At 70.4% G+C, this 21,677-nt stretch carries 26 protein-coding genes, 2 tRNA genes and 1 other RNA gene; 19 read left to right on the top strand and 10 right to left on the bottom strand.

What is annotated here, in order from left to right:
• Position 1: 1 nt before the first annotated feature.
• On the bottom strand, positions 2-763 hold the full coding sequence (locus tag FBZ33_RS29920; RefSeq protein ID WP_141911713.1) for a M23 family metallopeptidase: 762 nt from the start codon (positions 761-763) through the stop codon (positions 2-4).
• 64 nt (positions 764-827) lie between these two features.
• On the opposite strand from FBZ33_RS29920, the gene FBZ33_RS29915 reads away from it, so the two are divergent.
• The 4 genes from FBZ33_RS29915 to FBZ33_RS29905 all read left to right on the top strand — a co-directional run bounded on the left by FBZ33_RS29915 (position 828) and on the right by FBZ33_RS29905 (position 2,768).
• The gene (locus FBZ33_RS29915) at positions 828-1,220 is read left to right on the top strand and encodes a hypothetical protein (protein ID WP_370453060.1); all 393 of its coding nucleotides are present in this window, start codon (positions 828-830) and stop codon (positions 1,218-1,220) included.
• Between the two features lie 142 nt (positions 1,221-1,362).
• On the top strand, positions 1,363-1,530 hold the full coding sequence (locus tag FBZ33_RS32990) for a hypothetical protein (protein ID WP_185755439.1): 168 nt from the start codon (positions 1,363-1,365) through the stop codon (positions 1,528-1,530).
• A 118-nt stretch (positions 1,531-1,648) separates the two neighbouring features.
• Entirely contained in the window at positions 1,649-2,176 is a 528-nt protein-coding gene (locus FBZ33_RS29910; protein WP_141911712.1) for a tRNA adenosine deaminase-associated protein, read from the top strand.
• A gap of 145 nt (positions 2,177-2,321) precedes the next feature.
• Positions 2,322-2,768, top strand: coding sequence for a nucleoside deaminase (locus tag FBZ33_RS29905; protein WP_172862243.1), 447 nt, complete (start codon positions 2,322-2,324; stop codon positions 2,766-2,768).
• A 196-nt stretch (positions 2,769-2,964) separates the two neighbouring features.
• Here FBZ33_RS29905 and deoD read toward each other — a convergent pair whose 3' ends face one another.
• Positions 2,965-3,672, bottom strand: coding sequence for a purine-nucleoside phosphorylase (deoD, locus tag FBZ33_RS29900; RefSeq protein ID WP_074315244.1), 708 nt, complete (start codon positions 3,670-3,672; stop codon positions 2,965-2,967).
• Between the two features lie 75 nt (positions 3,673-3,747).
• Between deoD and FBZ33_RS29895 the strand changes: the two genes are divergently transcribed.
• Positions 3,748-3,834 (top strand) — tRNA-Ser (locus FBZ33_RS29895).
• Positions 3,835-4,026: 192 nt separating this feature from the next.
• Complete coding sequence (locus tag FBZ33_RS29890; RefSeq protein WP_141911710.1) at positions 4,027-5,154, top strand: VCBS repeat-containing protein; 1,128 nt, start codon at positions 4,027-4,029, stop codon at positions 5,152-5,154.
• Positions 5,155-5,220: 66 nt separating this feature from the next.
• On the opposite strand, the gene FBZ33_RS29885 is transcribed toward FBZ33_RS29890, so the two are convergent.
• Both FBZ33_RS29885 and FBZ33_RS29880 read right to left on the bottom strand, forming a co-directional pair.
• Complete coding sequence (locus tag FBZ33_RS29885) at positions 5,221-5,970, bottom strand: SDR family oxidoreductase (protein ID WP_099849238.1); 750 nt, start codon at positions 5,968-5,970, stop codon at positions 5,221-5,223.
• Positions 5,971-6,026: 56 nt separating this feature from the next.
• Positions 6,027-6,944, bottom strand: coding sequence for a TIGR03620 family F420-dependent LLM class oxidoreductase (locus tag FBZ33_RS29880; protein WP_255509072.1), 918 nt, complete (start codon positions 6,942-6,944; stop codon positions 6,027-6,029).
• A 126-nt stretch (positions 6,945-7,070) separates the two neighbouring features.
• On the opposite strand from FBZ33_RS29880, the gene FBZ33_RS29875 reads away from it, so the two are divergent.
• A complete protein-coding gene (locus FBZ33_RS29875; RefSeq protein ID WP_099856814.1) occupies positions 7,071-7,703 on the top strand; it encodes a TetR/AcrR family transcriptional regulator in 633 nt (210 codons plus the stop codon).
• 125 nt (positions 7,704-7,828) lie between these two features.
• Here the strand turns inward: FBZ33_RS29875 and FBZ33_RS29870 are convergent, their stop codons facing one another.
• Positions 7,829-8,323, bottom strand: coding sequence for a hypothetical protein (locus FBZ33_RS29870; RefSeq protein WP_172862127.1), 495 nt, complete (start codon positions 8,321-8,323; stop codon positions 7,829-7,831).
• Positions 8,324-8,415: 92 nt separating this feature from the next.
• Positions 8,416-8,970 carry a hypothetical protein gene (locus tag FBZ33_RS29865; protein ID WP_141911708.1) on the bottom strand — a complete coding sequence of 185 codons (555 nt, stop codon included), beginning with the start codon at positions 8,968-8,970 and terminating at the stop codon, positions 8,416-8,418.
• Positions 8,971-9,104: 134 nt separating this feature from the next.
• Between FBZ33_RS29865 and FBZ33_RS29860 the strand changes: the two genes are divergently transcribed.
• Complete coding sequence (locus FBZ33_RS29860; protein WP_141911706.1) at positions 9,105-9,755, top strand: DUF1349 domain-containing protein; 651 nt, start codon at positions 9,105-9,107, stop codon at positions 9,753-9,755.
• Between the two features lie 58 nt (positions 9,756-9,813).
• On the opposite strand, the gene FBZ33_RS29855 is transcribed toward FBZ33_RS29860, so the two are convergent.
• Both FBZ33_RS29855 and FBZ33_RS29850 read right to left on the bottom strand, forming a co-directional pair.
• Positions 9,814-10,005, bottom strand: a complete 192-nt coding sequence (locus tag FBZ33_RS29855) for a DUF397 domain-containing protein (RefSeq protein ID WP_088950610.1) — start codon at positions 10,003-10,005, stop codon at positions 9,814-9,816.
• The gene (locus FBZ33_RS29850; RefSeq protein ID WP_141911705.1) at positions 9,996-10,763 is read right to left on the bottom strand and encodes a helix-turn-helix transcriptional regulator; all 768 of its coding nucleotides are present in this window, start codon (positions 10,761-10,763) and stop codon (positions 9,996-9,998) included. Before FBZ33_RS29850 ends, FBZ33_RS29855 begins: the two co-directional genes overlap by 10 nt.
• A 189-nt stretch (positions 10,764-10,952) precedes the next feature.
• Between FBZ33_RS29850 and FBZ33_RS29845 the strand changes: the two genes are divergently transcribed.
• The 6 genes from FBZ33_RS29845 (at position 10,953) to FBZ33_RS29820 (ending at position 14,172) form a co-directional block, all read left to right on the top strand.
• Positions 10,953-11,195 (top strand): flavin reductase, encoded by a 243-nt coding sequence (locus FBZ33_RS29845; RefSeq protein WP_141911703.1) that lies wholly within the window; start codon positions 10,953-10,955, stop codon positions 11,193-11,195.
• Positions 11,196-11,329: 134 nt separating this feature from the next.
• Entirely contained in the window at positions 11,330-11,767 is a 438-nt protein-coding gene (locus FBZ33_RS29840; protein ID WP_141911701.1) for a YbaB/EbfC family nucleoid-associated protein, read from the top strand.
• 4 nt (positions 11,768-11,771) lie between these two features.
• On the top strand, positions 11,772-12,098 hold the full coding sequence (locus FBZ33_RS29835) for a type VII secretion target (RefSeq protein WP_141911699.1): 327 nt from the start codon (positions 11,772-11,774) through the stop codon (positions 12,096-12,098).
• On the top strand, positions 12,095-12,796 hold the full coding sequence (locus FBZ33_RS29830) for a WXG100 family type VII secretion target (RefSeq protein WP_141911698.1): 702 nt from the start codon (positions 12,095-12,097) through the stop codon (positions 12,794-12,796). Before FBZ33_RS29835 ends, FBZ33_RS29830 begins: the two co-directional genes overlap by 4 nt.
• 126 nt (positions 12,797-12,922) lie before the next feature.
• Positions 12,923-13,513 carry a hypothetical protein gene (locus FBZ33_RS29825; protein WP_141911696.1) on the top strand — a complete coding sequence of 197 codons (591 nt, stop codon included), beginning with the start codon at positions 12,923-12,925 and terminating at the stop codon, positions 13,511-13,513.
• Positions 13,510-14,172, top strand: a complete 663-nt coding sequence (locus tag FBZ33_RS29820) for a pentapeptide repeat-containing protein (protein WP_141911695.1) — start codon at positions 13,510-13,512, stop codon at positions 14,170-14,172. The genes FBZ33_RS29825 and FBZ33_RS29820 overlap by 4 nt, the downstream gene beginning before the upstream one ends.
• Before the next feature lie 70 nt (positions 14,173-14,242).
• Here the strand turns inward: FBZ33_RS29820 and FBZ33_RS29815 are convergent.
• Positions 14,243-14,327: transfer RNA gene (locus FBZ33_RS29815), tRNA-Ser, on the bottom strand.
• Between the two features lie 82 nt (positions 14,328-14,409).
• On the opposite strand from FBZ33_RS29815, the gene ffs reads away from it, so the two are divergent.
• Positions 14,410-14,499: signal recognition particle sRNA small type (gene ffs, locus FBZ33_RS29810), an RNA gene on the top strand.
• Between the two features lie 211 nt (positions 14,500-14,710).
• Entirely contained in the window at positions 14,711-17,779 is a 3,069-nt protein-coding gene (locus FBZ33_RS29805) for a DNA polymerase III subunit gamma and tau (RefSeq protein WP_141911693.1), read from the top strand.
• An 83-nt stretch (positions 17,780-17,862) separates the two neighbouring features.
• Here FBZ33_RS29805 and FBZ33_RS29800 read toward each other — a convergent pair whose 3' ends face one another.
• A complete protein-coding gene (locus FBZ33_RS29800; RefSeq protein ID WP_141911691.1) occupies positions 17,863-18,537 on the bottom strand; it encodes a DUF998 domain-containing protein in 675 nt (224 codons plus the stop codon).
• 212 nt (positions 18,538-18,749) lie between these two features.
• On the opposite strand from FBZ33_RS29800, the gene FBZ33_RS29795 reads away from it, so the two are divergent.
• The 3 genes from FBZ33_RS29795 to FBZ33_RS29785 all read left to right on the top strand — a co-directional run bounded on the left by FBZ33_RS29795 (position 18,750) and on the right by FBZ33_RS29785 (position 21,648).
• Entirely contained in the window at positions 18,750-19,058 is a 309-nt protein-coding gene (locus tag FBZ33_RS29795; RefSeq protein WP_007466279.1) for a YbaB/EbfC family nucleoid-associated protein, read from the top strand.
• Between the two features lie 8 nt (positions 19,059-19,066).
• On the top strand, positions 19,067-19,660 hold the full coding sequence (gene recR / locus FBZ33_RS29790) for a recombination mediator RecR (RefSeq protein WP_141911690.1): 594 nt from the start codon (positions 19,067-19,069) through the stop codon (positions 19,658-19,660).
• A gap of 323 nt (positions 19,661-19,983) precedes the next feature.
• Entirely contained in the window at positions 19,984-21,648 is a 1,665-nt protein-coding gene (locus tag FBZ33_RS29785) for an ABC transporter substrate-binding protein (protein WP_141911688.1), read from the top strand.
• The last annotated feature ends 29 nt before the right edge of the window (positions 21,649-21,677 follow it).

Raw genomic sequence — 21,677 nt, 5'->3', positions numbered from 1 at the left:
GTCAGGGAGCCTTCGGACAGCCGTGTTTGCGCTGCCACGCGGTGACCTCGGCGGCCGGTTCCCGATTGCCGCCGCGTCGCCACGAATCCAGGTAGCGGGCCGGCCAGAGCAACCCGCGCCGAATCCACCAACCGTCCTTGCCCGCACACGGCGGCGAGATGCCGAAGTGCACGTGGCACACGTTGTTGGCGTTGCCGGTGCGCCCCACCTTGCCGAGCTGCTGCCCGGCGCGGACCCGCACCCCTGCGTCGACCCCGCCGGACACGGCACTCAGGTGCGAGCCGTAGTAGCGCACCCCGTCGTCGCCGAGCAGGGAGACCGACAGGCCACCGTTCTCCGGGCCCTGCGGCCCCCGCTTCGAGTACCTGTCGACCCGACTCACCTCCAGCACCGTCCCGTCGGTCACCGCGACGAACGGTTCACCACAGTCGGCGAAGAGATCCGTGGCCGGATATGCCCCGTGCGTCGGGTGGTAGTCGACGTTGCCGGCGCGTACCGGGAAGACATGCCGCAGCCCGGTGCGCGGTGCCGTCGCCGACGGCGCGGCCGACGACGGTGTCGAGGCCGGGGTCGGGGTGGCAGCCGACGGCGACGGTGCCGCCGGCTGCTCGGCGGTCGCCCAGACCGCCGACGGCGTGGGCGCGGCGCCGTCGGCCGGCACCCCCGGCCGGGTCGTCGCGCAGCCGGCGGCCAGCACCGGGACGAGCAGCAGCAGGATCGGGTACGCCGGACGCGCGCGGCGGCCGATCGTCGGCGACGGCATCCGGTCATCCTGGCAGAGCCGGTACCGTGGGCACGAGCGACGCGCGTGAGGGAGGGCAGCGACGGTGACCATCGCCCGACCAGAACCTGGCTCGGATCCCGGTGCCTTCGTCCGCCCGGTGGCGCGTACCCCCTCGGGTCTTTTCCCCGCCGGCCCGCCGGCCCGCCCCACCTACCGCGAGCCGCACCCGGTCACCGGCGGTGGTGTCGCCGCTGGCGGCGGCGCGGCGGCCGGTTGGTTCCTGTTGTTCGGCCTGCTCGGCACCGATGTGGCCAGTTACGCATGGTGGACGGTGGTGGCCGGTCTGCTGGCGTGGCTGACCGCCCTGGTGCTGGTCCGCTATGGCGACCGAGGGGTCGCCACCGGGGTCGCCATCGTCACGGCGGGAGGCTGGAGCATCGCCGCCGCCGTGCTGGCGGTCCGCTGGGGAACCAGCGGTGACTGGCCGTTGTGGTGACCGCCGACTGCGTCACCGACTGCTCCCGTGACAGTGCCGAAACGGCTCCGAAACGAGTGTCCATGACTGCGCCGTGTGCCCGGTTGGCTGCGTAGCGAACGCCGTCTTGACGTGGCTGCCGAGACTCGGCACGCTCGGCACCATGGCCTGGACCACCCCGCGACAGGACCCGGATCGCACCCGCCGCCGCCTTCAGTTGTTGGCCGAGTTGGCGGGCGCCCGCGCGGTCCGTCAGCGCAGCCGACCGCAGCGGCAGCGCACCGAGCGTCTGCGCCAGCTCATCGCCACCCGCCGTCGGGTCGCTGGCTGATCCGATTTTGTCAGGAATGACCGGCGCTTCGGGGCGTTGACCGGTCGGCTGCCGACCCGACCGGCTAACGTGCACGCGTAACGGGTCGGCGTTGTGCCGAGGGGCTATTGGGGGGACCGTGTCGTACTTCGCTGCGGCCGTGGTGCGCGACGACAGTGGCTGGACCGCCGCCGAGGTCAGCCTGCGCGGCGCCACCGACATCGACGAGGTCGCTGACCGACTGCGTGACGTCGACCTGGAGGCCGACGTGTCGCTGCTGTTCGTCGAGGCCGATGACGCCTATCTGGTGGTCCTGCGTCTCGACGAGGGCGACGACCTGCGGGTGTTCGGTTCGGACTCCGCGTTCGCCGAGGAGTCCGCTCTTGGTTCGCTGCTGGTCGGTGACCTGAAGACCTCGGTCACCGGGCTCGACGGCGACGAGGAGCCGCGCCCGGTGACGAGTGGTGACGAGGAGAGCGAGCAGCCCGTCGTCGACCCGGAGGCCGACCCGGTGGGCGATGCCGACCTGCTGGCCAACCTGGGCATCTCCGCGCAGAAGCTGCTGACCCTGTGTACGCACGAGGGAATGATGCCGGCGGACGTCACCGCCGAGATCTGTCAGGTGCTCGGCTGCGTCGACGAGGTCGAGGAGCTGCGTGAGGTCTGAGCCGGCCGACGCCACCGATCCGTCGCTGGAGTCGATCCGGCCCGGGCAGCCGACCCCCGGTGCGGTGGGCCGCGCCGGCCCGGGCGCGCACGAGGGCCTGGCCGACCTGGGCGAAGTCGGCCGGCGGCAGCGGCACGAGCTGTGGATGCGCCGCGCCCTGGAGGTCGCCGTCACGGGCGTTGCCGACGCTGCCACCGGTGCCACGGATGTGGACGACGTGCCGGTGGGCGCGGTGCTCTACGGGCCGGACGGGACCGAGTTGGCCATCGGGCGCAACGAGCGGGAGCTGACCGGCGACCCCACCGCCCATGCCGAGGTGCTGGCCCTGCGCCGAGGTGCCGAGCAGGTCGGCCGGTGGCGGCTGGACGGCTGCACCCTGGTGGTCACCCTCGAACCGTGCACCATGTGCGCTGGCGCGCTGGTGTTGGCCCGGGTCTCCACCGTCGTCTTCGGCGCGTGGGAGCCCAAGACCGGCGCAGCTGGATCGCTCTGGGACGTGTTGCGTGACCGCCGGCTCAACCACCGCCCCGAGGTCTACGGCGGGGTGCTGGAGGCCGAGACCGCCGCCGTGCTGCGAGCGTTCTTCCGCTGAGGCCGGGCCTCTCGCCTCTCGCCGACGTGGGCGCTGGCCGCCGTGTGACCTGGGTGGCTGGACCGGGCTCGGGTCGCGTGGCGCGGGTTGGCGTGGCGCGGGTTGGGCCGGCCTGATGCTGAAGAGCGTGATGACTGTGCGGCATATTTATGCCACACAGTCATCACGCTCTCCGCGGTGACGCCGCCCGGACGGGTCAGGCGATGATCGTGTCGAGGGCGATCTCGACCATCTGGCTGAAGGTCTGCTCCCGCTCCTCGGAGGTGGTCTTCTCGCCGGTCTTGATGTGGTCGCTGACGGTCAGCACGGTCAGCGCGCGGGCCTTGAAGCGGGCGGCGATCGTGTAGAGCGCCGCCGACTCCATCTCCACCGCCAGCACGCCGTAGTCGGCGAGCGTGTCGTAGAGGTCCGGCCGGTCGGTGTAGAAGGCGTCCGCCGCCAGGATCGGCCCGACGTGCATCGTGATGCCGCGCCGCTCAGCCACCTCGACCGACGTACGCAGCAGCCCGAAGTCGGCCACCGGGGCGTAGTCGATCAGCCCGTCGAAGCGCATCCGGTTCATGTTGGAGTCGGTGGAGGACCCGATGGCCGCCACCACGTCCCGCAGTTGCAGGTCGGTGCTGAGGGCACCACAGGAGCCGACGCGGATCAGCGTCTTCACGCCGTACTCGTTGATCAGTTCGTGTGCGTAGATGGAGGCCGACGGCATGCCCATGCCGGAGCCCTGGACGGAAACCTCGACGCCGTTCCAGCGGCCGGTGAAACCCAGCATGCCCCGGACAGTCGAGTAGCAGGTGGCGCCCTCGAGGTAGGTCTCCGCGATCCACTTGGCCCGCAGGGGGTCGCCCGGCATCAGGACCCGCTCGGCGATCTCGCCCGGCTTCGCGCCGATGTGCGTACTCATGGCAAAGATCCTGCCAGGCCGGCACGGGCGATACCGGTTCGGCGTCGGAACCAGCGGTCCTGTACCCTCGTCGGCGGTGGCGTGTCCGAGCGGCCTAAGGAGCACGCCTCGAAAGCGTGTGAGGGTTAACGCCCTCCGAGGGTTCAAATCCCTCCGCCACCGCTCTGAAGTGCGAAAGCGCCCGGACGATCCTCGAGGATCGTCCGGGCGCTTTCGCCAGTGGTCTCAGTCAATGGGCGAGGTGATCGAGTTAGTGCCGGCTTAACCCGGCGTTATCTCACCGCGCGCGAGGCTCGTCCCTGCCCGGGCGGGCGATGGACCCGGTCCGGGTACATCGTCACGGGAGGATCACGCATGCGAATCCGTACCCTAGGGGTGCCCGCCCTGGTCGTCGCGTTGCTGACGGCCGTCACCCCGGCCGCCGCGGCCGCCGCGACCGCCAGCTTCGGCCCACCGGTCGACGTGGCGACCGGCGCCGTGCCGGGTGCCATGGCCACCGGTGATCTCAACCGCGACGGGCGGCCCGACCTGGCGGTCGCGCACCCGGACGCGGACCGGGTTTCGATCCTGCTCGGCCAGGGGGCGACCGGCTTCCGCGCGAGGAGCGTGGTGGCCCTCGGCGGCTCGCCGCTCTCGGTCGCGCTCGCCGACGTCAACGGCGACGGCCGGCGGGACCTGGTCGCCACGGTCGTCGACATCGGTCTCAACCAGGTGGTGATCGCTCTCGGCCGGGGCGACGGCCGTTTCCACGCGCCTCGGGTGATCGACTTGGCCGTGAACAGCATCCCCCGCAACCTGGTGGCGGCCGACTTCGACGGTGACCGGGACGTCGACCTGGCGCTGACCCTCGCCGGGCGGGAACAGGTCCAGGTGCTGCGCAACGACGGACGGGGCCGGTTCGCCCTCGGTGCGACTCTGGCGGCCGAGCCGACCGCCAACAACGGGCTGACCGGCGCCGACCTCAATGGGGACGGTCACGTCGACCTGGTGGCGACCGGCGGCGTGTACGGCCGGGTGGTGACCTGGTTGAACGCCGGGAACGGCACATTTGCACCGGGGGTGTGGAGGGAACTGTGGACCGCGCGCAACCCGGCCGTGGTTGCCGACTTCGACACGGACGGCCGGGTCGACGCGCTCGTACCGGGAGCCGAGTGGGGTGACGCGCTCTATCTGGCGGGCAACGGCGATGGCACCTTCGCCGAGGAGCGCACCCACTTCTTCGGACAGGGTGAGCGGAACGCGACCGGCGGCGACTTCGACGGGGACGGTCGGGCGGATCTCGCGTTCGGCGGCGGCTACTACGGCGTGCTGGTGGTGCTCGGCAACGGTGACGGCACCTTCCAGGCCCCGATCACCCTGGCCACGCCCAACGTGCCCGGCGTGCCCGTGGTGGACGACTTCACCGGGGACGGGCGCGATGACATCGTCGTGTCGAACGACAGCGGCCTGAGCGATGTCCTCTGGTTCTTCCCGACCGTCTGAACGCCGAGCCGAGGTGGCGGTAGACGAGCGCCCGGTCGATCCGCGAGGATCGGCCGGGCGCTTCGCTCAGAGCTGCTGCTCGCCGCCATCGACGAACAGCTCGCCACCGGTCATGAAGCTGCTCTGGTCGGAGGCGAGGAAGAGCGCCGCGTTGGCGATCTCGTCCGGGTGGGCCATCCGGCGCATGGGCACGCCCGAGGCGATGGACTGGAGCAGGCCGGGGGCCTCCTCGGGGCTGGGCGCCAGACCCGCGAGCCCGGGGGTCTCGGTCGAGCCGGGGACCAGGGTGTTGACCCGGATGTTCCGGCCGACCAACTCGGCGGCCCAGGTGCGGCCGAACGAGCGGATGGCGGCCTTGGACGCGGCGTAGACGCTGAACGCCGGGGTGCCGTTGCTGGCGGCCGTCGAGCCGGTCAGCACGATCGAGGCACCCTCGTTGAGCAGGGGCAGGGCCTTCTGCACGGTGAAGACGGTGCCGTAGATGTTGGTGTCGAAGGTGCTGGCGATGTGTTCGACCGTGATCGAGTCGAGCGGGAGGAACTCGCCGCCGCCGGCGTTGGCGAACACCACGTCCAGCCCGGCGCCCCGGGCCTCGATCGCCCGCATCACCCGGTCCAGGTCGTCGAGGTTGCCGACGTCACTGGCGATACCGGTGGCGTTGGTGCCGATGCTGGCCACGGCCTCGTCCAGCGGGCCCTTGCGCCGGCCGGTGACGAAGACGTACGCGCCTTCGGCGGCGAATCGGCGGGCGGCGGCCAGGCCGATGCCCGTGGTGCCCCCGGTGACGAGGGCGGTCTTGCCGTCGAGCTGTCCCACGATGGATCTCCTCTTGTTGCGGTGCGAGTGGTCCGGCCGGCCGTTGCGGCCGGTGGTCAATGGGTTGCGGGGGTTGGGGTGAAGGTCGGCAGGAGGGCGGCCAGGTCGCGCCACTGCGGCAGGGGCAGCGCCGGCCGGCCCGGGTCGTCGGGTCGCAGCACGTGGAGGGCGACGTGGTTCGCGCCCGCGTCCAGGTGCTCCCGGATGCGCGAGGCCACCGCGTCCAGGTCGCCCCACGCGACGAGGGCGTCGATCAGGCGGTCACTCCCGCCGGGGACCAGGTCGTCGTCGGTGAACCCGAGGCGGGCCAGGTTGGCCCGGTAGGTCGGAAAGCCGATGAACATGCCGATCCCCGCCCGGGCGGCGGCGCGGGCCCGCTCCGGGTTCTTTTCGAGGACGACGGCCAGGTGCGGCGCGATCAGCGGCTGCGCCCCCACGCGTTCGCGCTGCACGGCGCTGTAGTCCGGGGTCACCATGAACGGGTGCCAGCCGGCCGTCCGGTCGGCAGCCAGGTCCGCCATCCTCGGCCCGAGCGCACCGAGGATGCGGCGCTCGACGGGAACCGGCCGGGGCGCGGCGTCCAGGGAATCCAGCCAGCGGTTCATCGACTCCACCGGTCGGCCGTAGTCCTGGCCGGCCTGGGCGGCGGAGTGGGCGTTGCTGACCCCGAAGCCGAAGACCGTCCGGGGTCCGTGCGCGGCGTCCAGCGCGGCCAGCCGATCGCCCAGAGCGGCCGGGTCCTGGCCCCAGATCGCCAGCACTCCCAGTGCGATCGTGGCGTGCGGCGCGGCTCCCAGGAGGTGCCCGATGTCGTTCACGGCCCCGCCACCGTCCAGGCCAGGCACCCACAGTGCCCGGAAGCCCTGATCGTCGAGTTCGGTCGCCGCGTCCCGAATGACCGGATCGGCGGCACCGCGTAGCTCCATGCTCCAGAGCCCGACCGCAGGTAGCGGGGTGTTCAAGTGATTCGCCACGCCGTCCTCCCACCTATTCTGTACCGAGCGGTACGGATCCGACCGTAGCAACCGGCGGCGGCGTCCGCAAATTTCTGTACCGATCGGTTGGGTCGCGGGTAGGGTGGACCGAGGGAGGTGGTGGCCATGCCACAGCGAGGGCGACCACGGGGTTTCGACGCCGACGAGGCGCTGGAGCGCGCAGTGGAGGTGTTCTGGCGTCAGGGGTACGAGGGCGCGTCGGTGAGCGACCTCACCGCCGCGATGGGCATCAACAAACCCAGCCTCTACGCCGCCTACGGGGGCAAGGAGGAGCTGTTCCGCAAGGCCGTGGCCCGCTACGCCGAAAAGGACATGGCGTACGCCCGGAGCGCGTTCGCCCAACCCACCGCGTACGAGGTGGTCGCCACCCTGCTGCGGGAGAACGTGCTCGCCGTGACCCGGCCCGACCGTCCGGCCGGGTGCCTGTCGATCCAGGGGGGCACCGCCTGCTCCAGCGAGAACGCGCCCGTCGCCGGGTTCCTCGCCGCCAGCCGCCTGGCCGGCGAAGGGGCTCTCGCCGACCGGTTCGCCCGCGCTGTCGCCGAAGGCGACCTACCCGCTCACGCCGACCCGGTCGCGCTCGCCCGCTTCGTCATGATCGTCAGCGAGGGGCAGGCGGTGCATGCCGCCGCCGGTGTCAGCCGGGAGGACCTGCGACAGGCCGCTGAGATCGCGCTCGCCGGTTTCGCCGCGGCGTCCGGGGCGCGGCTGCCCGAGCAGGCCACCGGGACGGTCTGAGCGCTCAGTGAGCCGCGAACAGCCCGCCGGGTGTTCCCGACACTGAAGCATCGACCCGACGTGCCGGGCGGGTTGATCCACATCGGATCAGCCCGCCCGTCAGCGCCACGTCGGTGCGGTTCGCCTCAGCAGGGGCCGACGCCCTCGTCGAAGAGGCGGCGGGCCCAGTCCGCGTACCCCGCGATGGTTTTTCGGACCGTGCGCCCGTCGTGCAGGAACAGGTACGCGCGGTCGCCGCTGCGGGCGAGCAACCCGTCGAGGCGGTGCGTCCCCTGTGGAGCATCGAGTCTGGTCACCAACTGGTAGCGGGCCCAGACCTGGTCGACGGGCGAGCCCACCGTTATGCCCTCCGGTGTCCGCATCGGGTCGCCGACCCAGAGCAGCACCAGTCTGTCGTCCATGAAAACCGGGCTGACCGTGTCGTGGCCGACGAGCATCGGCCCGCAGGCGTCCAGGCTGGTACGCAGTATGCCGCGCTGGGTCAGCTCATCCTCGGTGTCACCGAACTCGATGTTGCGCAGGCCGTTCAGGTCGATGATCTCCACGCTGCCGGCGGGCCGGCCGTGCGGGATCGACCCGGTTGGCGGTACGCCGCTGCCAGCGATCGAGGCAGCCGTCATCAGCATGGCTATAAAAGCAAATTGTCGCAATTTCATGGAATCCCCCAGTCCCCAACGGAACGAGGGCGCTCAGGTTGCTGGCGATCGCCGGATTACTGATTTTCCCACTGTTCGACCAGCTCATCCCAGTAGTCGGCGCTGAGTCGACGCCGCCCGTGCGCCAGCCAACCCTCGGTGTTGCGCTCCAGGTGCAACCCCAGTTCGGCGAACGGGTCGATCCACTCGCCGGGCTCGACACCGAGCCGGGTCAGCGCCGCGTTGATCGGCCACTGCTCGCGCGGCGCGTCCAACACGTCGTCGAAGCCTGGACCCCACGACAGCGTCCCGCCCAGCCACACCGCCGCCGACTGGTAGCCGGTGCCACCGCCGAACTCCGCCTCCAGGTATGCCACCGGCCCCGCCTCTGACCAGCGGGTCAGCGACTCGGCCAGCGTCGGCGACAGCACCAGGCCGAACGGGTGCTCGACGCTCCGGTCGTCGGCCGCGAAATCCGGCAGCGACCCGGTCAGCTCCACCACCAACTGCGGCGTGACCGGCAACAACCCGAAATCCTGGCGCAGCTCGCCGAGGACCGCGTGATCCAGCTCGGCGGTCTGCTCGCGGAGCAGCTCGGCGTCCGCGACCACCGCGCTGAGCTGGTAAGCCATCGAACCCTCCGCCGTCCACAGCCTGTGGATAGAACATGTGTACGACGGTCTCCGGCGAGCCGGCGTCGATTCCCGGACCGTACCCGCCCAGCGGCGACAGACTCCCTGCCGGGACCCGTTGTACGGTCCTGGTCATGGCTGACCAACTGACCGTCCCCGGTATGCCGTCCGCGCTCGTGCCCTCACCCGATGGGCTCTGGCGGGTGGACGAGACGACCGGCGCCGTGACGGTGTCGGCGCAGCCGCGCACGGACATCTTCATCGACCCGAGCGGAGTCGGCGTCGACGGGGACGAGAACGCCGCGCCGAGTCCGGCGCCCGTCCTCAACGCGGCGACGCTGCTCGGTGACCTGCCGCCGGAGGGTGACTTCCAGTTCAGCGCCCGGGTCAGCGTCGCCTTCGCCGCCACCTTCGACGCCGGGGTGCTGCTGATCTGGCGTGACGAGCGGTGCTGGGGCAAGTTGTGCTTCGAGTTCTCGCCCGAGGGTGAGCCCATGATCGTTTCCGTCATCTGCCGTGGTGTCGCCGACGACGCGAACGCCTTCGTCGTGGCCGACCGGTCGGTGTGGCTGCGCGTCTCGCGAATTGGCCGGGTCTACGCGTACCACGCCTCGGGCGACGGCACGACCTGGCAGTTGATCCGCGTGTTCAGCTTCGACGGCGAGACGACCCGCGACCGGATCGGCTTCGCCGGCCAGTCGCCGACCGGCGACGGGTGCCACGTGACCTTCGACGAGATCAGCTTCGGGCCGGAACGCCTCGCCGATCTCCGCGACGGCTCCTGACACAAGCCCTGTCCACAGCCTGTGGATAGAACATGTGTACGACGGATTGAGGCCCTGGTCAGAGCCGCATGGCGAGCCGGCTGACGAACGCGCGCCAGGTCGCCGGCGCGAAGGTGAGCGCCGGGCCGGTCGGGTCCTTGGAATCCCGTACGCCGACGACGCCGGGCAGGTTGTCGGCGACCTCGACACATGCGCCACCGTTGCCGCTGCTGCGGCTGCTCTTACGCCACCGTGCGCCGTTCAACTCCATGTCTGCGCCACTTCCCTCATCAGGTCGACCGACTGCCAGTGGGACAGCGCCTCCCCGCGCACGTTCTCCCATGCCGCCATCATGGCCGCGATGTCCTCGGGGTCGCTAGCGACTTGTCCCTGGAGTTGGTTGTCCAGATAGCCGGCGACCCGGTGGTCGTGGCTGTGTGCGATCACGAACGGCCCGTTCAGCCCGGCGTAGGCGCCGACCGCGCTGGGCACGACGTGCACCCGGATGTGCGGTTCGGCGCACGCCGCGACGACGGCCAGCAGTTGCTCGCGCATTGTCGATCCGCCGCCCACCGGGCGACGGATGACCGCCTCGTCGACGACCGCCGTGAACTGCGGCGGGTCATCTCGCTTGAGCACGCCCTGTCGGCCGAGCCGGACCGTGAGATGCCGCTCGATGTCACCCCGGGGGATCAGGCCCGCGCCGCTCAGCACCGCCCTGGCGTACGCCTCGGTCTGCAACAACCCCGGCAGCACGGTCGACTCGTACCAGCGCAGTGACACCGCCTCGCGCTCGATCTCCTGCCACGGACGAAACCAGATGGGGTCACGACGTCTTGAAGTGTCCGGCCAGATGTCCGACACGTCCTTGTGGAGGGCCTCCGCTGCCGCCAGGCGGTGCCGGGGGTGCGGGATGCGCCCCTCGCTCAACCAGCGGCCCACGGTCTTCGGGTCGACGCCGACCGTCTCGGCGAGGGATTCGGTGGTGTGCCCGGTGTCGCTGAGCGCCACCCGAAGCGCATCGTTCACGGCCCCTCCATCGGATGTCTCGAATATCTGAGGACCATATCGCTACGCGGTGTACCTGTCCGGTGACGCGCCAGAGGGTGGTCCGCAGAAGACGGCGTGACCGGTGGAGGCGCAGGAGCCCGGCGGTCGGCGTCAGTCCGGGGTCGCCCCGACGGGGCGACCCCCGTCCACTGCGAAGGAGGTTCGCCTGTGCCCCGCCGCCGCTACCGGAACCATCTGCCGACCCGACCCACCTGGCGCTGCGCGGCGTGCGGCATCGCCTGGCCCTGCTCGGCGGCGAAGCTGCGGCTGCTCGGCGAATACCGGCACGACCGGCTGGCGTTGACCGTCTACCTGGCGACGCTTCAAGCCGAGGCCAGCGCGCAGCTCAGAGAGGTTGACCCAGGTCGGCTGACCGACCGGTTCCTCTCCTGGGCGCGCGCCCGCAGTTGACGGGCGTCAGGGGTGCCAGACCGCAGGGCGGCGCGAATGGGTGGTTACGACGTCCCAGGTGGACAGCCGCGCAGGTCCGCTCATGTTAATCTCCCTCAGCTACGCATGATCACCTTGAGCGACCGAGGGGACACATGACGGCCGAGGTTCCACACGCGGGAGGCCTGCTGGACCCGGACGGCGCCATGGATCGACTCGCCGGGTGGAAGGGTCGCCTGCACGAACTGGCGACAGCCACCGACGCGATGAGCAACCGCATCCACGATCTCCGGGTGACGGTCGCCGACGGCAACGGGCTCGTGGAGGTCACTGTCGACTCCGTGGGCGCGTTGGTCGACCTCCAGCTGGGCCAGCGGGTTCAACGGGTCGCACCCGATGTCGTCGCCAGGACGATCATGAGCACGATCGCGGCAGCCAAGCGGCAACTGGCCGACCGGGCCCAGGAGATCATCGGCGACACCCTGGGAACCGATTCGCCGGCCGCGCGAGCGATCGCCGAACGGGTCGGGCAGCAACTGCGCGATGCCGACTCCCCGGTGAACGGCCCGGACGAGCAGCACCACCGGTGGTGAGTCGGTGAACGGCGGGTTCGAGGTCGACGCCGAACAGATCCGCCAGCACGCGCGCAACATCGAGGCGTTGCGCGCCCGCTTCGGCGCGGTCAAGAGCGCCAGCGCGCACATCACCCAGGACGACAGGGCGTACGGGCTGTTGTGTGGGTGGATCTCCGGGATCCTGGAGGGCCGGCACACGCGGCAGGACGAGCTGATCGCCTACGCCGAGGAGAACCTGTCCCTGGTCGTGAAGGGACTGGGCACCACCGCCGACAACTACGACAACGCCGACGTGGACGCCGACAGCACCATCCGCAAAGTCGGCAGCCAACTGAACGCGGCGTCATGACCGACGCCTCACTGATCGCCGGGGTTCAGTCGACCCGCAAACCCTGGACCGGTGCGGCCGCCGCGGACAGCTTCCAAGGTCTGGTCGACGCCATCCATAGCGAAGGCTGGGTCGACGATCTCCTGGCGGGAGCCGCGTTCGGCGTCGAGGCCGTCGCGACGGTGTTGGATCCCTTCAGCGCCCTACTAGCCAATGGCCTGGGCTGGGCGATGGAGTATTTCGAGCCGCTGCGGGAGATCCTCGACGAACTCACCGGCATGCCCGACGTGGTGACCTCACACGCGAACACGTGGAACAACATGGCCGCCGAGCTGGAGAGCATGGCCAGCGACCTGAAGTCACACCTCGCGGTGGACCTGCCGGGCTGGCAGGGGCAGGCCGCCACCGCGTACCAGGCTCTGATGGCACACAACGTCACGGGGATCGATGGGCTGAGCGGAATCTCCGCCGCGATGGCCGCCGCGACCCAGGCCGCCGGGAACCTGGTGGCGTTCACCCGTGACATCGTCCGTGATCTCATCGCCGACCTGGTCGCGCGCGTGATCGTGTGGGCCATCGAGGCGATCTTCGTCGTCACGATCCCCGCGATTGCCGCGTCGATCGTGGCGGCTGTCGTCAAGTGGTCCGGACGCATCCTGACGTACGTCGGCGCACTGATCTCCAGCCTGACCAACCTGTCCAAGCTGCTGAACGGCTAGGCCGCAACGATGGCGAAACCCAGGACGCCCCCCGGTGGGCACGGTGACGGTGGAACGCCGTCGCGTCCCGGTGATGGTGACGGCGACAGTGGTATCCCGGGACAGCGACGCCGCAGCTCCAACGAGGTGCCCGACGATGTCACCGGGGCGCAGGAGGTCACCGCCGAGGATTTCCGGCTCGGCCGGCCGGGCGGTGACTCCGGTGACTCGCCGAGCAGGCCCTCCGGCGGTGACGACGGATACCAGACCCCCAAGCCGGGCACTCCCGAGTACGACCGGCGGCTGGAGGAACTCGCCGCCGACCCGGCTCACAACGGCAACATCAGCGCGAAGTCCCGGATCGAGGCCGAGGTCGGGCTCGCGGCCGAGGCGGATGGAAAGATCCCCGGGCCGATCCGGCGGGCCGAACTCGACAACTCGGATCCCGCATTCCAGAAGGACCAGGGTGAGTTCATCGATTCCAATGGGGGGAACTGGGACGTCAAGTCGCCAAATGATTTGTTCCCGGCCGGACGGCGGGCTGGTGAGCCGATGCCCGAGGGTATGAAGGGCCGCTACGATGGCGAGGAGTTCGAGCAGAAGCTCGCTGACGAGGTCGCTGGTGGACAGAACGTCATTCTCAACACCCGGAGCCTGTCGCCGAGTGCGTTGGCCGATCTCAGGGCGCGGGTCGCAGATCGACCGGAGTGGGACGGCAAGGTGGTGTTCGACAAATGAGTAAGTACAAGCGTGCCAGCGGTGACGTGATCCGTTGGCCGGACAGCCCCGATGCTCGGCAAGCGCTGGAGGAGTGGTTCGCCGATTCGGCCGACGGGGCGTACCTGGCCGGGGATTTTCTTGATTTTCGCGGCGCGGACCTCAGCCGTCTCGACCTGGCCGGCGCTTATCTCGCCAATTCCCACCTGGTCGGTGTCCGATTCGAGGAAGCCAACCTCGGCGACGCCAACCTGACCAACGCCGAGTTGCAGGGCGCCGATTTCTCCTTTGCCGACCTGGCAAAGGCGGAAATGGTCGGTTGCTCGGCCGGTAACGCTTTATTCCGCTCGGCTCGGCTGTTCGCGGTGCAGCTCGACGACGCCGTTCTGGAAGGGGCGGATCTCCGCCACGCGATCCTCAATTCCGCCAAGCTCTACAAGGCCGATCTGCGCGGCGCCAATCTTGAGTTGGCCAGCCTGCGCTGGTGCACCCTCGGCGGCACGAGCATGCCGACGACGCTGACCGGTGCGAGGATGTTCGGCTGCCAGTTTGAGGGCGCGAAGGGTGCCGTCATCGGCCCGGTCCTCGTCGACGAGGAAGCGACCCGGTCCCTCGGTGGCGCCGAGCTGGAGGCGTGGTTCTCGGCGCAGGGCGCGGAGAACGTCCAGGTGCTGGGCTGACACCGCCACAGAAACGATTCAGGGCCGGTCCCCGTGGGGGCCGGCCCTGTCGTTCGTGCTGCTCAGCGAGCGGAGGATACGAGATTCGAACTCGTGAGGGTGTAAACCCAACACGCTTTCCAAGCGTGCGCCCTAGGCCTCTAGGCGAATCCTCCGCGAGCCAGGATACAGGCCTCCGTCGGCCGGGCCACCCCACCACCCCCTGAAGATCGACGGGCGGTCGGGTAGGCTGGGCGGCACCTCCCGTGCGGCGGTATCTCGTGAACCTCCCCAGGGCCGGAAGGCAGCAAGGATAAGCGAGCTCTGCCGGGTGCACGGGAGGCCTTTTTGTCTGTGGGCCGGTTGATCCACTCGACTTCCGTGATGTCGGGGTGTCCCGGCCACGCGGATACCGCGGTTTCCAGGAAGCCGAGTCGATCAAGCGCCGGCGGCCGGGAAGCCGAGTCGATCAAGCCCGAAGGCCCAGGCGCCCGGGGTGGTGGGTGGTCACCCGCGCCCGACCGGCGCAGAATGGCTCGGTCGAGAGGAGGCGGGACGAGTGACGCTGGCGCTCTACCGCAAGTACCGGCCGCGTACCTTCGCTGAGGTCATCGGTCAGGAGCACGTGACCGAGCCGCTGTCGCAGGCGCTGCGTAGCGGACGGCTCAACCACGCCTACCTCTTTTCCGGCCCGCGCGGCTGCGGCAAGACCTCCAGCGCCCGGATTCTGGCCCGCTCGCTCAACTGTGAGCAGGGCCCCACCCCGGAGCCGTGCGGCAAGTGTGAGTCCTGCCGCTCGCTGGCCACCGACGGTGCCGGTTCGATCGACGTGATCGAGATCGACGCGGCCAGCCACGGTGGTGTCGACGACGCCCGCGAGCTGCGTGAGCGCGCCTTCTTCGCGCCGGCCAGCAGCCGCTTCAAGATCTACGTCATCGACGAGGCGCACATGGTCTCGACCCAGGGCTTCAACGCCCTGCTCAAGCTGGTCGAGGAGCCCCCGGAGTACGTCAAGTTCATCTTCGCCACCACCGAACCGGAGAAGGTCCTCGGCACGATCCGGTCGCGGACCCACCACTACCCGTTCCGGCTGATCCCGCCGAAGGTGCTCCGCCCGTACCTGGAGCAGCTCACCCAGGCCGAGGGCGTCGCCGTCGAGCCGGCGGTCTTCCCGCTGGTGGTCCGTGCCGGTGGAGGCAGCGCCCGGGACAGCCTCTCGGTGCTCGACCAGCTCATGGCCGGGGCCGGCCCGGAGGGTGTCACCTACGCGCGGGCCGCCGCGCTGCTCGGGGTCACCGACGCCGCGTTGATCGACGAGATGTGCGACGCGCTGGCCGCCGGGGACGGCGCCGCCGCGTACGCCACCGTCGACCGGGTCGCCGAGGCCGGGCACGACCCGCGCCGCTTCGCCGCCGACCTGCTGGAACGGCTGCGCGACCTCATCGTGATCCAGCAGGTGCCGGACGCCGCCGCGAAGGGCCTGATCGACGGCCCGGCGGACCAGATCGAGCGGATGGCCGCCCAGGCTTCGCAACTCGGCCCGGCCACTCTCTCCCGCTGCGCCGACATCGTGCACGACGGCCTGGTGGAGATGCGTGGCACCACCGCGCCCCGCCTGCTGCTGGAGCTGATCTGCGCCCGGATGCTGCTGCCCGGCGTGGACGACTCCGCCGGTGGCCTCCTCCAGCGGCTTGAGCGGATGGAACGTCGGCTCACCCTGAGCGGCACCGACGCGCCGCCGGCCGCCGCCGGCTTCGCTCCAGCGGCCCACCCGGGGGTACGCCCACAGCAGACCCCACCGATTCCGGCTGCCGCAGGCCCGGCACCCGCCAACGCCCCGACCTCCGCACCGCCGTGGGAGGTCGATCCGGCGGCGTCCCCGACCCGGAACGCCGCCGACCTGAGCGCTGCGGTGTCGAGTGCTCCGGCCTCGGCCGGCCGGGTCCCGACCGCTCCGGCGTCGACCGCACAGGCTTCGGGCGTCCCGACCTCGGGCGCGCCAGTGTCGGGCGTGCCGGCCTCGGCTGCCGACTCGCCCATCCCGGCGTCACCCGGTGCCACCGTCGGGTCGGCACCCGCTGATCAGGGCGCACCTGTCTCGCCCGCCGGGCCGGGCGCCGGCTCACCCGCCCAGCGTCGCGTGGTGCCGCCGTCGGCGGTGCTCCCCGACCCGGCCACGCCCGTGCCACCCCGGCCGGGTGCGCCGGCTGCCGCGTTGGACGCGGTCGCGGTCCGCCGGGTCTGGCCTGACGTGGTCGGCAAGGTCAACCGGACCAACAAGCGGATCGCGGCACTGATGCGCGACGCGGTCGTACGCGAACTCGACGGCGACATGCTGGTGCTGACGGTGAAGTCGACAGTGCTGGCCAAGATGATGGCCGACCATGCGGCTGTGCTGACCGACGCGCTCTACGAGGAGTTGGGCGGGCGCTGGCAGATCCGCTGCGAGGTGGCCGGTGAGCGCGGTGGCGTGTCGCTGTCCGGCTCGCAGCGCTCACAACAGGCCGCTCCGGCCCGACCCGCCGCAAGCCCGACGAGCGCGCCGCCGGCCGCACCGACTGCTGCCAACCCGCCGGCCGCACCGATCGCTACCAGCCCGACGAGTGCACCACCCGTCGCACCGACTGCTACCAGCCCGACGAGTGCACCACCCGTCGCACCGACTGCTACCAGCCAGACGAGTGCGCCGCCGGCCGCACCGACTGCTACCAGCGCGGCGAGCGCGCCGCCCGTCGCACCGACCTCGACCGATGCCGCTGGGCCGACTCATGCGCCGTCCAGCGCAGCGAATGCGACCGGCACCACCGGCCCGGGTGCGCGCGGCGCTGTCGGCGTGAACGGAAGCGGCTCCGGTGCGGGTCAGCAGGGCGCAGCACCGCGCACCGCTGCGGATGATCACGGTGCACGTCGGCAGGGCGGAGCCCAGCCCGCTGCCGCAGACGGGGCGGGTGGGCCGGGCGCAGCGCAGTCCGGCGCAGCCGACGACGAGGACGACTGGCCGGAGGCGGCGCGCCCAGGCGGCGGTGCCTCCGCCGCGGCGGCGACCGATGACGAGGACTGGCCGGAGGCCGCCCGCCCCGGCGGCGCGTCGGGCGACGGATCAGGTGCCGACGCCGCGTCGGGCGGCTCCGGCTCCGCCCCCGCATCGGCCAGCACGAACGGCGGCAGCACGAACGGCCGCACCGCGAACGGCGGTGGACCAGGTGTTGCGGGTGGCACCGGCGCATCGGCCGGTGGCGGTAAGCCGGGCGGACGGGACAACCCGACACCGGCGGCCCGGCAGCCGGCGACAGCCGGTAACGCACCGGTGAGCAGCGCCATCGCCGCGGCTCGTGCGGCGGCGGCGGGGCGCGGTGCGCGTACCCCAGCGGCAGCCCGGCCCGTCGCGGACGCCGAATGGGCCGGCGAGCCTCCCTACGACCCGGACTTCGACGGCCCGACGCGCGGTGGTCGGCCGGGCGGCGCGGCGCCGGCGACCCCGGTCTACGAGGGGTTCGACCCGGGCGACGAGCCGTTGGACGAGGTCATCGACGAGAAGACCGCCCGGGAGTCCAGCGAGGAGCAGGCGGTACGGCTGCTCCGGGAGACCTTCGGAGCGGAAAAGATCAACGAGGTCGACGCCCGGTAGGGGACTGCGTCGCGGCGATCGGTGGCAGCTCAGCAGTGCCGTGTGCGGCGTGTCGAGTTGCTCAGCTGCCAACGATCAAGGAACTAGTGGACCTTGCTTGGGTTTGAGCGAGGCAGGCTGGCAGGTCTTTCGGCTAGCAGGACGCCGAGGCAGCAGGCCCAGAGGGGGAAGGGCAGCACTGCGACCCGTTCCATGCCGCCCACCCCGATCCCGACGCCCTGTTGGGCGAAGAACAACACGGTGCCTACCAGGGCGATGAGCCCGGCGGTGAGGGTGAGCGGTCGCCACCGGCCGAGCGTCGTGGTGCCCGGCGCGAAGCCGGAGAGGAGCAGGCCGACGTTGCCCAGGCCCATGATCAGGAATGCGCCGAGGACGTGCAGGTTCTCGTCGACGTCGGCCGGGTAGAGGGCCGCCAGGGCGTACCCGCCGGTGGCCACCAGCAGGAGCATCTGGGCCGAGCGCACCACGCCGCCGCGACCGAGCAGTCGCCAGGTCAGCAGGAGCCCGGCGGCGAGCAGCACTCCGGTGGTCAGCATCGCGGCGTTCATCAGCGGGTGCCAGGGTGAGCAGACGTAGCGGGGCCTGGTGGTGTCCCAGATGCCGCAGTGGGCGTTGCCGAGGTCGCTGATGTTGTGCAGGGCCCAGCTGTAGGTCGGTTCGCGCCACCGCAGACCGGTGACCAGGCTGGCGACGAGGAAGATCGGTGCTGCCGCGGCCCAGCACAGCGCGCCGGCCCGGCCGGTGGGGTTGAGATTCATGCCACGAGCACACCAGTGCGACGGCTCTCGACGCACTACCGGCAGATGCCCGGTTCGGGGTAGTGGTAGCCGTATCCGTTGCGGGTGGACGGCCCCGGCGTGGGCGGACGCCTCCGGGCGGGGCGGGGTCGGTCCCAGCGGATAGGCTGGGCGGCGGCCGAGCAGACGAGTGCGAGAAGGAGCCATCCGTGCGCCCAGGTGGACAGCCGAACATGCAGCAGATGCTGAAGCAGGCGCAGAAAATGCAGCAGCAGATCGCCGCCGCCCAGGCTGAGCTGGCCGAGGCCGAGCTGACCGGCACCGCCGGCGGTGGGCTGGTCACCGCGACCGTCTCCGGCTCCGGTGAGCTCAAGGCCATCAAGATCGACCCGAAGGCCGTCGACCCGGATGACGTGGAGACGCTGGAGGACCTGGTCGTCGCGGCCGTGCACAACGCCGCCGAGGCGGCCCGGGAGCTGACCGAGCGCAAGATGGGCCCGGTCGCCGGTGGCATGGGCGGCCTCGGCCTGCCCGGTTTCTGAGGCGGCAGATGTACGAAGGTGCCATCCAGGACCTGATCGACGAGCTGGGTCGGCTGCCGGGCGTGGGCCCGAAGAGCGCTCAGCGGATCGCGTTCCACGTCCTGTCGGCGGACCCTGCCGACGTCAACCGGCTGGCCGGCGCGCTGCGCAAGGTCAAGGAGCTAGTGCGGTTCTGCACGACCTGCTACAACGTGGCCGAGTCCGAACAGTGCCGGATCTGCCGCGACCCGCGCCGCACCGACGAGGTGCTGTGCGTGGTGGAGGAGCCCAAGGACGTGGTGGCCGTCGAGCGGACCGGTGAGTTCCGCGGTCGCTATCACGTGCTGGGCGGCGCGATCAATCCGCTGGAGGGGATCGGCCCGGACAATCTGCGCATCCGGGAGCTGCTGATCCGGCTCGGTGGTGGCGCGGTGCGGGAGTTGATCCTGGCCACGGATCCGAACACCGAGGGCGAGGCGACCGCCACCTACCTGGCGCTGATGGTGAAGCCGATGGGCATCGCGGTGACCCGGCTGGCCAGTGGGCTGCCGGTCGGCGGCGACCTGGAGTACGCCGACGAGATCACACTGGGTCGGGCCTTCGAGGGTCGCCGGGCCGTCTGAAAATTCATCTCCGACCGATGGCCGGCGCCCGAACCGGGGGCCGGCCATCGTCGTGTCGGTGGACGTCACTGCCCGGAATTGATCTGACACTTGATCCCTCATCGGGGCTGTTCGACGTAACAGTTTGGCATCGCGGATGCAGATTGATCGGTTTTTGGGGCCGTTTACCTTCGAATCGAATGTCAAGCGGCGGTTGAGGCACGATCCGATACCAACCGTCCACCTGGCGGTTTCCGGGTGGACGCAACGGGAGCTATGGTCACCGCCATCGGTGACCCCTGTCACCACGTTGTCCGTACCCCCAAGGACGAGGTGAAGCACACATGCGTGCACCCAGGCCGAAGGTCGCGATCGCGGCCATCGCGGTCGCGGCCCTCGCGGTAGCAGGCTGCGCCGAGAGCAACCGCGACGACGACAAATCCGGCGGTAGCAAGAAGGACACCCTGGTCTTCGGCGTCGCCGGAGACCCGAAGGTGCTCGACCCGAGCTTCGCCAGCGACGGTGAGTCGCTGCGCGTGGCGCGTCAGGTCTTCGAGACCCTGGTCCGACCGGAGGAGGGTGGCACGAAGGTCACCCCCGGCCTGGCCGAGTCCTGGACCCCGGACGCCACGGGCACCACCTGGACCTTCAAGCTCCGCTCGGGCGTGAAGTTCCACGACGGCACCGACTTCAACGCCGAGGCCGTCTGCGTCAACTTCAACCGCTGGTACAACGCCAAGGGCCTCATGCAGAGCCCGGACGTGACCGCGTACTGGCAGGACGTCATGGGTGGCTTCGCGAAGAACGAGAGCGAAGACCTGCCGGCGAGCCTCTTCAAGTCGTGCGCCGCCAAGGACGCGACCACTGTGGACCTGGCGTTCACCCGGGTCTCCAGCAAGATCCCGGCCGCGCTGATGCTCCCCTCGTTCTCCATCCACAGCCCGAAGGCGCTGCAGGAGTTCGACGCGAGCAACGTCGCGGGCACCGCCGAGGACATCAAGTACCCGGCGTACGCGACGGCGCACCCGACCGGCACCGGCCCGTTCAAGTTCAAGGCCTGGGACGTCGCCAACAAGACGCTGACCCTGGAGCGCAACGAGGACTACTCGGGCGCCAAGGCCAAGCTGAAGACGCTGATCTTCAAGACGATCTCGGACGAGAACGCCCGCAAGCAGGCGCTGCGCTCCGGTGACATCCAGGGCTACGACCTGGTTGGCCCGGCCGACGTCGAGCCGCTGAAGGGCGAGGGCTTCAACATGCTCACCCGCCCGGCGTTCAACGTGCTCTACCTGGCGATCAACCAGAAGGGCAACCCGAAGCTCGCCGACCCGAAGGTCCGGCAGGCCATCGCGTACGCGCTGAACCGTCAGCAGCTGGTCGACTCGAAGCTGCCCCCGGGCGCCAAGGTCGCCGAGAACTTCATGCCCGACACCGTCGAGGGCTGGAGCGGCGACGTTCCGAAGTACAACTACGACCCGGCCAAGGCGAAGGCGCTGCTGGCCGAGGCGGGCGCGTCGAACCTGACGCTGAAGTTCCACTACCCGACCGAGGTCACCCGGCCGTACATGCCGAACCCGAAGGACATCTTCGAGCTGCTGTCGGCGGACCTGAAGGCGGTTGGCATCACCGTCGAGGCGATCCCGCTCAAGTGGAGCCCGGACTACCTCAACGCCACCACCTCGGGCAGCAAGCACGACATCCACTTCCTGGGCTGGACCGGTGACTACGGCGACGCCTACAACTTCATCGGCACCTTCTTCGACCGGCCGAAGGACGAGTGGGGCTTCAACAACAAGGCCCTGTTCGACCAGTTCAAGGACGCGGACACCACCGCGGACATCGCGGCCCGGACCGAGAAGTACAAGGCCCTGAACAAGTCCGTGATGGAGTTCCTGCCCGGTGTGCCGATCTCGCACTCGCCGCCGGCGATCGTGTTCGGCAAGGACGTGACCGGCGTCAAGGCGAGCCCGCTCACCGACGAGCGCTTCGCAACCGCCGAGTTCAAGTAAGTCCTGATCTGACGCAAGGAACGCGGGCG

It is taken from the genome of Micromonospora sp. A202 (assembly GCF_006715105.1).
GTDB classification, from domain to species: Bacteria; Actinomycetota; Actinomycetes; order Mycobacteriales; family Micromonosporaceae; genus Micromonospora; species Micromonospora zamorensis.
Note: the sequence above shows the minus strand (reverse complement) of the source record. Positions and strands in the feature narration are given on the sequence as shown.